At 70.6% G+C, this 12,075-nt stretch carries 7 protein-coding genes; 1 reads left to right on the top strand and 6 read right to left on the bottom strand.

What is annotated here, in order from left to right:
• Nucleotides 1–326: 326 nt before the first annotated feature.
• From ACWGIC_RS43120 to polA, 6 genes are all read right to left on the bottom strand, one after another.
• Nucleotides 327–1,628, bottom strand: a complete 1,302-nt coding sequence (locus ACWGIC_RS43120; protein ID WP_452081732.1) for an ABC transporter substrate-binding protein — start codon at nucleotides 1,626–1,628, stop codon at nucleotides 327–329.
• Nucleotides 1,625–2,710 carry a hypothetical protein gene (locus ACWGIC_RS43115; RefSeq protein WP_452081731.1) on the bottom strand — a complete coding sequence of 362 codons (1,086 nt, stop codon included), beginning with the start codon at nucleotides 2,708–2,710 and terminating at the stop codon, nucleotides 1,625–1,627. Before ACWGIC_RS43115 ends, ACWGIC_RS43120 begins: the two co-directional genes overlap by 4 nt.
• Complete coding sequence (locus ACWGIC_RS43110; protein WP_452081730.1) at nucleotides 2,707–4,098, bottom strand: VWA domain-containing protein; 1,392 nt, start codon at nucleotides 4,096–4,098, stop codon at nucleotides 2,707–2,709. The genes ACWGIC_RS43115 and ACWGIC_RS43110 overlap by 4 nt, the downstream gene beginning before the upstream one ends.
• 18 nt (nucleotides 4,099–4,116) lie before the next feature.
• A complete protein-coding gene (locus ACWGIC_RS43105) occupies nucleotides 4,117–6,396 on the bottom strand; it encodes a tetratricopeptide repeat protein (RefSeq protein WP_452081729.1) in 2,280 nt (759 codons plus the stop codon).
• Entirely contained in the window at nucleotides 6,393–8,021 is a 1,629-nt protein-coding gene (locus ACWGIC_RS43100; protein ID WP_452081728.1) for a S1 family peptidase, read from the bottom strand. The genes ACWGIC_RS43105 and ACWGIC_RS43100 overlap by 4 nt, the downstream gene beginning before the upstream one ends.
• A gap of 556 nt (nucleotides 8,022–8,577) precedes the next feature.
• Entirely contained in the window at nucleotides 8,578–11,316 is a 2,739-nt protein-coding gene (polA, locus tag ACWGIC_RS43095) for a DNA polymerase I (protein ID WP_452081727.1), read from the bottom strand.
• 107 nt (nucleotides 11,317–11,423) lie between these two features.
• Between polA and ACWGIC_RS43090 the strand changes: the two genes are divergently transcribed.
• Nucleotides 11,424–11,819: a PaaI family thioesterase gene (locus tag ACWGIC_RS43090; RefSeq protein ID WP_452081733.1), complete on the top strand. Its 396-nt coding sequence runs from the start codon at nucleotides 11,424–11,426 to the stop codon at nucleotides 11,817–11,819.
• Nucleotides 11,820–12,075 lie beyond the last annotated feature (256 nt).

Below are 12,075 nucleotides of genomic sequence, written 5' to 3'. Positions count from 1 at the left end.
AGGCGGGAAAGATGCCTTGACAACCACCCCCGAACCGCAGAGAAGGCTTCGTATCGGGGTGCAGGGCGGGGGCTGGCTGCCTGGGTGTTTTGGGTGTGGTGGTGGCGGGTGGGCGCGCGGGTTTGGGTGCGTGGCCGGGGTTGGGTGTGCGGGCGGCGGTTTGAGTGGGGGGCGGGGCTAGCGCCCCAATGTGGCATTGGGTGCGTCAGACGCAACGAACGCCACATTGGGTGCGTCGCATGCACCCAATGCCGCATTGGGGCGCACCGGGGCGGGGCGGCGGGGTGGGCTGTGAAGGGGTCCTCACGGGAGTCGGAGGAGGCTGGTCACTGTCCACAAGGGACGTTCAGCCATTCGCTTCTCGGGATTGCCTTGCGGGTGTCTTCAAGGCGGGTTAGCAGGGTGTCGAGTTGGCCTGGGTCGGCGGTGTATTCCAGGATCGCGCGGTAGAAGGCGCCGGTCATGGTTTTGGGCATCAGGTCGGAGGCGTCGAAGCAGACGGGTTTTCCCGAGGTGATGGTGTCGGCGACTTTGCGTCTTACGGGGTCGCGGTAGACGTCCTTGGCTACTGCGGTTCCGGCGGAGAACGCGGTCGCGTTCGGGTTGCCTGCCCAGATTTGCTGTGCTTCGGGCGAGACCAGGAAGTCCAGGAACTGCCGGGCTTTCGGGGTGTCGGCGAACATCGCGGCCAGGTCTGCTGAAACCTCCGAAGCGCCGGAGCCGGGGAACGGGAAGAAGTCGTAGTCGGTTCCGGGGCGCGGGTGGGGTCCGGTCTCGTTGTGCAGGTGCATGGTCTGGTAGCTGCCCATCGCGAACGAGCCCTGGTGTTCCATCCGGCAGCCGGGCGGGTCGGCGAAGAGGGGGCGGGCGGCGTCGCGGAAGTCGGTGAGCAGGGCGGCTGGGGCGCCGCCCTGGATGCCGCCGGGGCGGACGGTCAGGGTGCCCCAGTCTTGTAAAGCTTGGCGGACCGGGGGCGACGTCCACGGGAGGGTGCCTGCGGCCCATTGGCGGTAGACCTCGGGGCCGGCGGAGTGCAGCAGGATGTCTTCGATCCAGTCGGTGCCTGGCCAGCCTGAGGTGGGAGGTGCGGCCAGACCGAGGCACCAGGGGGTGTTCTGGGCGGCGGAGAGAGCGACTAGTTGTTGCCAGGTGGCGGGTTTCGGGCCGGGCAGGGTTGACGGGCGGTACCAGACGGCGCTTTTGAGGTCGGCTTTCACCGCGACGGAGTAGAGCTTGCCGGTGCCTAGGCGTTGCAGGTCGACCCATTGCCTGCCGTAGAAGGATTCTGCCTTCTGTTCGAGGAAGTCCAGCGGTTTGATCTCCTGGCGGCGGGCGTAGTCGGCGAGCGCGCCGGGGCTGGAGAGCACGGCGATGTCGGGGGCGGCGCCCTGCTGGACGTCGGCGGCGAGGACCTGTTCCACGGCGCGCGTGCCCTGGTAGTGGACTTCGATGCCGGTCTTTTCCTTGAAGCGTTCCTTCACCTGGTTGAACGCCGCCTCCTCGCTTTCGGTCCATACGCCGATCACCTGGAGGGTGTTGCTGTCCGCGGCGACCCCGCACGCCGACGAGGACGCCACCAGCGCGGCTGCGGCGAGAAGGAGCAGTTTCTTCCACAGTGGAGTCTTCACGGGCGGTACCGGTATTCGTCGATCCGCCGGTACAGCCCGGCGACCACGAGCCCGCCGACGAGGATCAGCGCGGCGGGGACCAGTACTGGCAGGCCGCCGGATTCGGTGGCCGAGGCCCCGGCGGACGTGACGGCGCGGGCGGCTGAGGTGATGGCGTCCTGGGCGGGCGCGGCGGTCGAGACGGCCTGCGCCTGGCGGCGGAAGTCGTCCACAGTGGACCCGCAGCCGGGCGGGCCGCAGCGCTGTTGCAGGAGGGCGGCCAGGCGGGCGTGGCCGCCCGCGTCGGCGGCCTCGATGTTTTTCTCTCGGACGGCGACCGCTTCGTCCACGTTGCCGCGCACCGTGTCCAGCCGTCCGGCGAGGGCGAAGGCTGTCAGCAGACCGGCGACCACGCCGAGTCCCAGGACGGTCGCGCCGAGCAGTGGCAGGTTCAACCGGCGGCGGAATCGCTGGCGCAGGAACACTTGCGCGGCGACCAGCAGGGCGAGCAGCACGACCGGCGGCAGCAGCCAGAGCACGAGCGGACCGGCGCTCATCCTGGCGCCGGAGATCTGGCCGTCGAGGGCGGCGCGTTCGTCTTTTTGCAGTTTTCCCAGCAATTCCAGCACGTTGTCGGGGCCGTGCAGCAGCCGCGAGGCGTACCAGAGGTCGGCCAGTCCGACGAGTTCCGCGCCCGGCTGCCGGAAATGCGCGTCGGCCTGGCCCATCGCGCCGGAGTACGACGCCACCAAGCCTTCGACGGTCTGCAGGGTTCCGGTGCCGGGGTCGCCCGCCTGGTTGAACTCCGCGACCCGGGCGAGACTCTGGCTCGCCGACGCCATCCGGTTCTCGTACTCCTGCCCCGGACCGGCCAGTTTCGCTTCCCCCGACGCGAAACTGGCGATGGCCGCGGCGTCGGCGGACACGAGTGCGTCCCGCGCGGCCGCGACCTCGAGGATCGCCCGGCTGGTCGCGGACGAGACCTGGTCGGCGGTCCGGACGACGCCGCTGACCGCCAGGTGCGACGTGACCAGTGCGAGCACGGTCCCGGCGAGCAGCACTGCCCGGATCCGCACGAGAGCCTGCCGCGTCCGCAGCGTCACGCGGCACCCCCGGCCAGCCGCTCCCCGCACTCCTCGCAGAATCGCGCGCCGGCCGGATTGGGGTTCTCGCACTGGGGACAGACCACCGGTTCGGCGTCCGGGGGCGGCGCGGGACGGGCGTCGCGGGGTTCGTCCCCGACGTTCGAGACCGTGGAGACCAGCAGGTTGAGCAGTTCGCTGCGGGTGACCTCGGGACGCAGCCGCACGTCGCCGCCGTCCGTCTCGACCACCCGGGCGAGCCGCCGCAGCACTTCCTTGTTGCCGGTCCGCGCGGCGATTTCGACGGCCTGGCCCCATTCCCGCGCCGCTCGCGCGTGATCGCCCGCGGCGTACGCCTCGTCGGCGTTCACCAGCGCCTCGCTCAGCTCCGCGTGCATGGTGTAGCGCCGCACCTTCGCGTCGACCAACGTCGGCGCGACCGGGTCGCGGGTCCAGTGCGCCAGCACCGGCACTGCCGCGTCCTCGGTGCCGTCGACCTCGACCCACGCGAGCATCCGGTCGCAGCCGTACTCCGGCGGAACATCCGCCGAAACCTCCACTGCGAGCTGGAATTCCCTGGTCTCGCCCGCACTCCACGAACCGAGCGAGAGGACGGAGTTTCCGTCGCCGTCGCGGACACAGCGCGAGGTCAGGTCGTATTCGCTCGGCCAGACCTGCTTCACGAACCGCAGCGTGGTCTGCTCGGTGACGCCGATCCGCAGCCGTGCTGACGGGATCACCTTGGCGAGCGCCGCGGCCATCAGCGCGCGGAAATCGTCGACCAGGTCCTCGTCCCGCACGACCGAATCGACGGAACCGCGCAGCACCCGGCCGATCTCGACCAGTTCGGCCCGCTGCCAGCCGTCGCCGATTCCCCGTGCGTCGCAGACGAATTGGCCTTCGCAGGCGTCGAGGGCGCGGCGCAGCGACTCCGCGGTCTGCGACTGGTTGTTCCCGTCGGTCAGCAGAATCGCGTGCCGCACCGCGTCCGGCACCGAAGCGAACAGTTTCCGCGCGCGCTCCAGCCAGGTGCCCATCGCCGTGCCGCCGACCGCGACGAACCGCTCCACCGCGGCGATCGCCGCCGCCCGGGTGTCGTCCGAGGCGACCGCGAGACCAGGTTCGGCCGGGTACGCCAGGTCTGCGTGTTCGGTGCCGCGGACCACGGCGAAGCTGACGCCGTCCGGCAAGGCCCTGATCGCCGCGGCTGCCGCACGGCGAGCGGCGGCGATCTTCGTCGGCGGGTAGCGCATCGACGTCGAGCAGTCGACCAGGAGCACTTCCGCACCGGGCGGCCGGGACGCGGTGCCGTCGGCGCGCGCCGAAACGGTGACCACAGCCTGCATCGCGGTGTCGCCTTCGCCGAGGTACCGGTTCTGATGGACCTCGACGTCCCAACCCGTGCTCATCCCTCGCCCTTTCGCCGCCTACACCCAGGTCGTCGGCCTCGTCTCGTTCGCCCGGTCGACCAGGGCGTCGTGGTACTCCGCCGAACCGGCCCGGCGCGCGATCCGCCGGTACGACTGCTCCACCAGCAGCCGCAGCCCGTGCTCGTCGAGACGCTCGCCGAGCACCGGGCCGGGCGGCATCCCGCGCATCCCGGCCAGAAAACACCGCAGCGCGCTCTCGCGGACCTCAGCGGTGAGCCGGTCCGCGGTGTCGCGGTCCACTTCCAGCGCGGACAGCCGGTCTATCGCCTCGGTCAGATCCTCAAGACTGGGCAGCGCGTCCCCCGCGGGCAAGATTCCCGCGCGCACGCGGATCCCCGCGATCCGGGCCGCCTCGTCATGCCGCGAGTACTCCGGGACCTGGTCCAGCAATTCGACCGCCGCCGTGCGCTCGTCCAGCTGCAGATGCCCGCGAGCGAGCCCGAAAACGGCGTTGACCTGCAGGTGGTCCCGCACCCACAGCGCGTCGTAGTAGCGCGCCGCCTGCTTCGGCCCGCCGCAGTGCTCCGCGCACAGGCCGAGCGCGAGCTTCGGCGTCTCCTCGCCCGGGATGTCGCGGTGCACTCGCTCGAACCAGGCCTGCGCGCTCTCCACCGCACCGGTGGCGAGCGCGACCAGCCCGCGATGCCAGGCGATCCGCCAGTCGTGCTTGGCCCGGGCGCCGAGCAGTTTCCCAGCGGCGTCCACTCGTTCGCCCGCCTGCTGCGTTCCCCGCGGGTCCGCTTCGGACAGTTCGAGCCAGGCCCGGCAGCGACGCAGCTCCACCTCGACGGTCGAGTCCGCGCGTTCGAGTTTTTTCAGCAGCCGCGCGGGATCCGGCGCGCGGACGGTGCGTAGGAAGGCGACCGCAGGGTCCTGCGGATCCTCGTGCGGCACCGGCAATCCGAGTGCGATGTCGAACGGTTCGGGCAGCGCGCCGAGGGGGCCAGCGGTGCGCCGGGCACGGCGTACCCATTCGCCGACCGGCCGGGGCTGGCCGAGCCCGGCGTCCAGCAGCACTGCCGCCTCAGTGAACAGGGTGGAGATCGACGGCCGCGATTGGCGATCGCGCAGCGAAAGGATCTCGTGCAGCACGCCGTCGAGCTGCACGAGCATTTCGCCGGTGGTGGCGAACCGGTGCTCGTACGGCCCGGTCGCCCGGTCTAGCACCTGCGTGAACGACTCGACACCGAGCGCGATCCGCTTGTCGGCCGGATGCGGCCAGCCGTCGCTGCAGCGGAACAGATCTCGCAGCGTCGCGCCGACGGTGTGGATGTCCGAGCGGACGGTGAGCCCGTGCTCGTCCAGTTCCGTCGCGCTGATCTGGAACCGCGGGTTGCCGACGACCGGGCTGGTCTGGTCGCCGATCTTGCGGATCGCGCCGAAATCGATCAGCTTGACCCGCTTCTCGCCGTGGATCACGTTCTGCGGGCTCAGATCGCAGTACAGCAGCCCCTGCTCGTGCAGGTAGCCGAGCGCGGTGAGGATCTCCCGGCCATAGGCCACGACGTGCTCGACGAGCAGCCTGCCCTCGGGCCCGTCCAGCATGGCGCGGCCGCGCCGCATCACCTCCGCGAGCGGGAGGCCGTCGACGAACTCCATGACGATGTAGCGCGCGTCCGGGCCGCCGTGCGGATCCGGATGCGTGGCCACGTCGTGGATCCGGACGATGTTCGGGTGGTCGAGCGAGGTCAGCACCTGGCTCTCGGTCTCAGCGATCCGCACCGCGGCCTCGTCGCCGGTGTTGAGCAGGCCCTTCAGCGCCACGTACTGCTTCAGCCGCAGATCGGTGCCGAGGTAGACGTAGCCGAGCCCGCCGCGGGCGATGCAGCCGTGCACCTGGTAGCGGCCGTCCACCACGTCGTCGGGAAACAGCTTGGGAGAGAACGAAAACGGCGTTCCGCACTGGGGGCAGAAGCCTTCGGTGCGGGCGGGCCGTCCGCCGGCCGAGCGGCCGACCGGCGCGCCGCAGCCGCGTTTGCCGCAGTACCGTTCGTCCTCGGCGACGTGCGGATCGGCGAGGACCCGGCCGGCGATGTCCGGCAGGACGACCACCGGGAGCGGGATGTAGTCGTCGCCGGTGCCGTGTCCGGCGGTCTGCTGCTCTCGCGTGACGACGGTGTCGGCGATCCGGCTCGCGCCCGGAGCGGGGATGACGAGCGTCGCGTCGGCTTTCGGTGCGAGCTTCTTCGGTTCGGATCCCGGCGCCCAGCCGCATTTCGCACAGAACCCGGCACGGCTGATCGTGCCGGAACAGTTCGGGCGCGCGCAGGCGGTCATCGATTCCCCTCGCGCACCGCGGCGCCGAACTCTTCGACGGCCGCCGCCGCTGCCTCCGGATCGCACGCGCCCTCGTACAGCAACTGCCAAGCGTTGGCGTACAACGAATCCAGCAGCGGATCCTCGACCCGGCCGGCGGCGCGGGCACGCTCTCCGTAACCGTCGAGGCGAAACCGCAATTCGGTGCGGCGGTCGCGCGCGGCGTCGAGCCGGTCCCGTGCGGTTTTCGCCGCGGCCAGATCGGCAGCCACCACACTGGCGACCTCTTCGACGTGCCGCTCCGCCCACGCGACGTCCCCGAGATCAGCGGCCTCCTGCAACCGGCTCACCGCGCCCCGGCGGCGGCGCACTCGCGGCGGCGGAATGTCGTCCACCGCGAACCGCGGGGCCAGTTCGGCGATGTGCTCCTCCAGACCGGCGAGTTCGTCGATTTGCTTGTCCAGCGCGGAAATCCGGCGCGCCAGCCCCTCCGGCCGGGCTCCGTTGCGGCGCGACCGCAACTCCGTCAGCCCCGGCGACGACTCCCGGCGAAAGCCGAGCGCCAGCCGCATCCCCAGCCGCGCGGCGCGGTCCGCCAGCGGCACGATCACCTCGCCGATCAGCCGTTCCGGCTCGGCCGCGTCGTCGATCGCGTTCACCACGACGGTCCGGCCGATCCCGGAATGCGTCACGCCGTTGTCCAAGGTGAGGTCGAGCCGCTCCGCGAGCCGCTGCCGCACCTGAGCGGAGGTCTTGCCCGCAGCGTCCACCGCGAGGTCGACGCTTCCCGCCGGCGGCAGGGTTTCCTTGGCCAGGGTGTCTCGCAGTGCGTTCGCCGCGGCCGAACGCTCGCGGTCGGCAAGCACCACCGCGAGATCGAGCGCGGCGGCCTTCGCGGACCCGGCCTCGCCGGTGACGACGACCCACACGCCGTGCCCCTCGCCGAACCAGCCCACGACTTCGCGCGCGAACTGCGGGTCGTACGCGACCCGGTCCAGTTCGCGGCCGAAACTCTGGTCGACCGCAGGACTCCCCCGCCCCCACCGGTCCGCGCCGAGATAGCCGAGAATCGTCTCGACCGGGATCATCCACGCGACCCGCTCGCCCTCGGCTTTGTACCGGGACACGACCATGCCGACCACGCGGCCGGTCTCCTCGTCGAGCACCGCCGTGCCGCTGAACCCGCCGGTGATCGGCTGGTCGTCGGTCTTCCGGCCGAGCTGCACCCATTCGCAGCCAGGCCCGCCTTCGCCGGCGAGTTCGCCGAACGTCCACAGGCCTTCGTCCGCGCCCGGCGGAAACCCGTAAGCGCGCACTGCCTGCCCGTCCGACAACGGCATCCGGTACAGCGGCGCGCCCAGCGCTCCCGGCACCCGTCCGTCCAGCCGCAGCACCGCGATGTCGCCGCGCTCGTCCCGCCCCGGCGGCACCCACGCACCCGGCACGACGCGGCCGGTGCCGACCGGAGTGCCGGGCAGCCCGACGAAATCGACCAGGACGTCCGCGTCCGGCCCGCCTGCCCGCTCGACGACGTGCGCGCAGGTGAGCACGTGGTCCTCGTCGAGCATCGTGCCTGCCCCGCGGATCCCGCCGTCGCGGTCGCGCAGGCGAACCCGCCAGCGTCGACGCTCGGCCTGGTACCCCACGGGTGGACCCTACGCCGGGCTCACGGCGGGCCGGGCGGCGTTCGCGGAAAGTGGCCCACGCTGGAGCAGCAACCTCACCCGTTCAGCGGCGTCGCGGCACTTCTCGTGGGTGACACGGGTTTCCCGGGTTCGCTCCGTGTTGGCGGCTGGACAGGGAAAGCCCCCGATGGCGGTGGCGGCGGGGACGACGGCGGCGGAGCGATTACCGGAGCGTGCAGAGGTTTTCGAGTTTCCCGGGACAGGTGGGCGGGGCTTGTCCGGGCGGCTGATTCGTGCCCGAGCGGCCGAGTTCACTGCTGATTCCGTTGGCTGAAACGGTGTTTGTGCTCGGACGCGTCGGCGATCCGTTCGCAGTCCTGTCGTCGGCTCGCACTCGAGCGCTCGGACCTGTTGCCGGTTTCCCGTCTGTGCCGCGGAATCGTGACCGTCTGGCGGATGTCGTCGCCTGCGCCGCGTTCGCCCCCACGGACACGATGCCCGGTCCCGCGAGCCCGCCGCGCTTCCCCGCTCCGCTTTTGTGCCCGGGACCGGAGACCGGCCCCGGGCACGGGTCAGCTCAGTGCGCGGCCTCGTTCCACGACCGCCCGTAGCCGACCGAAACCTCCAGCGGCACCGCCAGTTCCGCCGCCGAGCCCATGCCCTCGCGGACCAGTTTCTCGACGTCCGCGCGCTCGCCGTCGGCGATTTCCAGCACCAGTTCGTCGTGGACCTGCAGCAGCACCCGGCTGCGCGCGCCCGCTTCGGCGAGGGCGCGGTGCACGTTCAGCATCGCCACCTTGATGATGTCCGCCGCGCTGCCCTGGATCGGGGCGTTCAGCGCCATCCGCTCGGCCATTTCGCGGCGCTGGCGGTTGTCGCTGTTCAAATCCGGCAGATAGCGGCGGCGGCCGAAGATCGTTTCGGTGTAACCGCTTTTCGCCGCCTCGCCGACGACCGACTGCAGGTAGTCGCGCACCCCGCCGAACCGCGAGAAGTACGCCTCCATCTGCTCTTTCGCGTCTTCCGTCGAGATCTTCAGCTGCTGCGACAGTCCGTACGCCGACAAGCCGTACGCCAGCCCGTACGACATCGCCTTGACGCGGTAGCGCTGTTCCGGCGTGATTTCCGCGGCGGGCACGGAAAACGCGCGCGACGCGACGAACGTGTGCAGGTCCTCGCCGCTGTTGAAGGCTTCGATGAGGCCCTCGTCCTTCGACAGGTGCGCCATGATCCGCATTTCGATCTGGCTGTAGTCCGCGGTCATCAGCTCGGCGTAGCCGTCGCCGACCACGAACGCGTCGCGGATGCGCCTGCCTTCCTCGGTGCGCACCGGGATGTTCTGCAGGTTCGGCTCGATCGACGACAGCCGTCCGGTGGCCGCGATCGTCTGCTGCAGCGTGGTGTGGATGCGCCCGTCGTCGGCGACCGATTTGATCAGGCCCTCGACCGTGGTGCGCAGCCGCGTCGCGTCGCGGTGTTCCAGCAGGTGCTGCAGGAACGGGTGCTCGGTCTTCTCGAACAGCGACTGCAGCGCGTCCGCGTCGGTGGTGTAGCCGGTCTTGGTGCGCTTGGTCTTCGGCATGCCCAGCTCGTCGAACAGCACCACCTGCAGCTGCTTCGGCGAACCGAGGTTGATCTGCTTGCCGATCACCTCGTACGCGGATTCCGCGGCCTGCGTGACGCGGCTGAGGTAATGCGCCTCCAGCTCGGTGAGCTGGTCGACGTCGACCGCGATGCCCGCGGCCTCCAGTTCGGTGATCACTTCCAGCAGCGGCAGTTCCAGCTCGGCCAGCAGTTTCGCGCCGCCCAGCTCCCCCAGCTCGGTGGTGAGCGCGCCGGCCAGCTCGAAGATCGCGCGCGCCTTCACCAGCTCGGCGGAGATCTCCTTCTGCTCCAGCTCGTCCGCGCCGCCGTCGAGCAGCGACAGCTGACCGTCGCCGTCGCCGGCTTCCGAACGCAGCTCGCGGTGCAGATAGCGCAGGGCCAGGTCGTCCAGCCCGAACGTGCGCTGCCCCGGCCGCGCGAGGTACGCCGCGAGTGCGGTGTCCATGCTCAGCCCGGCGAACGTCCAGCCGCGGGCGCGCACCGCGTGCAGCGGCACCTTCAGGTCGTGGCCGATCTTGCGGATCTTCGGGTCCGCCAGCCACGCCGCCAGCGCCCGGTCGTCCGCCTCGTCCATCGCGGTGACGTCGACGTAGGCGCCCTCGCCGTCGGCCGTCGCGAAGGCGACCGCCTTGAGGTCGGAACGGACCGACGCCCCGGTGGCCCGGAACGACAGCGCGACCGGTTCGGCCCCGCCGGCGTGCGCTTCGAGCCAGGCGCCGAGCGCGCCCGGCGCGAGCGCGGAGCCGGACACCTCGAAGCCCTCGTCGGCCTCCGGTTCGGCGCTGCTCAGGGTGTCGAAAAGCCGGTCGCGCAGCACGCGGAACTCCAGCTCGTCGAAGAGCCGGTGCACCTCCTCGCGGTTCCACGGGCGCAGCTCCAGCTGGTCCGGCACCGACTCCAGCGGCACGTCCCGGACCAGCTCGGTGAGCTGCCGGTTGAGCTGGACCGACGACAGATGCTCGCGCAGCGCGGCCCCGACCTTGCCCTTGACCTCGTCGACCCGGTCGATCAGGTCGGCCAGCGAGCCGAACTGCCGGATCCACTTCGCCGCGGTCTTCTCCCCCACGCCGGGGATGCCGGGCAGGTTGTCCGACGGGTCGCCGCGCAGCGCCGCGAAGTCCGGGTACTGGGCCGGGGTGAGGCCGTATTTCTCCTCCACCGCGTCCGGCGTGAACCGCACGAGGTCGGAGACCCCCCGTTTCGGGTACAACACGGTCACCCGATCGTTGACCAGCTGCAACGCGTCGCGGTCGCCGGTACAGATGAGGACGTCGTAGTCCTCGCCCGCCTGGGTGGTGAGCGTGGCGATGACGTCGTCGGCCTCGTAGTTCTCCTTCGTGAGCGAGGGGATGCCGAGGACCTCCAGCACCTCCTTCACCAGGTCGACCTGGCCGCGGAACTCGTCCGGCGTCGCGCTGCGGTTGGCCTTGTAGTCGGCGTACGTCTCCGACCGGAAGGTCTTGCGCGACAGGTCGAAGGCGACCGCGAGGTGCGTCGGCTTCTCGTCGCGCAGAAGATTGATGAGCATCGAGGTGAAGCCGAAGACCGCGTTGGTGACCTGCCCGGTCTTCGTGCGGAAATTCTCCGCGGGCAGGGCGAAGAAGGCGCGATAGGCCATCGAATGGCCGTCGATCAGCAGCAGCCGGGGGCGTTCCTGCGCACCGGCGGCGCCTGTGGTCTTGGCAACGGTTTGGTTCTCACTCGGGCTCACGGGGGCGAGTCTAGGGTGAGGGTCTGACACTCTTGCGTGTCGCATAGGTTGAGGAGCAGAGAGTGACCGAGCAGACGGCGGAAATCACGCCGGACCAGTTCGCGGGCATGGACCCCGCGGTCGCGGACCAGCAGCTGAACGACAAGATCGGGCTGAAGCTGATCGAGCTGACCCCCGAGCGGGTCGTCGGCACGATCCCCGTCGAAGGCAACCTCCAGCCCTACGGGCTCCTCCACGGCGGAGCGAACGCCACCGTCGCCGAAGCACTCGGCTCGGTGCTCGCCGCACTCAACGCTGGCCCCGAGCGCGCCGCCATGGGCCTGGAACTGTCCTGCACCCACCACCGCGCGGTCCGCTCCGGCACTGTCACCGGCGTCGCGACCCCGCTGCACGTCGGCCGCGGAACCATCACCTCGGAAATCGTGCTGACCGACGACGAAGGCCGCCGCACCTGCACCGCACGCTTAACCTGCGTAGTCCGGGACCGCCCGCCGGGCACCTGATTTCGGCGAGTCGGTGAGGGGAACCCGCACAGACTCAGATTCCCTCAAGGGGCCCTTCAGGGCCCATCCCTTGCCCCCGGGCCCTGCCGCGATGCACCCAATGTGGCGTTCGGTGCGTCCCACGCACCCAATGCCACATTGGGGTTTTCTCAGTAGCCGTCGCGCGCAGCTCCCCTGCGGGGGCACTGAGCATCGCCCGGGCTTGCGGCGGGTGGCGTGACATAGATGTCCGTGAGGGCCACCTTGAGGGAATCAG

Source organism: Amycolatopsis sp. NPDC054798 (assembly GCF_053611505.1).
Note: the sequence above shows the minus strand (reverse complement) of the source record. Positions and strands in the feature narration are given on the sequence as shown.

Bases quoted from the DNA above. Each gene is read 5' to 3' on its own strand.
- ACWGIC_RS43110 (WP_452081730.1), bottom strand. From the start codon at position 4,098: ATGAGCACGGGTTGGGACGTCGAGGTCCATCAGAACCGGTACCTCGGC.
- ACWGIC_RS43105 (WP_452081729.1), bottom strand. From the start codon at position 6,396: ATGACCGCCTGCGCGCGCCCGAACTGTTCCGGCACGATCAGCCGTGCC.
- ACWGIC_RS43090 (WP_452081733.1), top strand. From the start codon at position 11,424: ATGGACCCCGCGGTCGCGGACCAGCAGCTGAACGACAAGATCGGGCTG.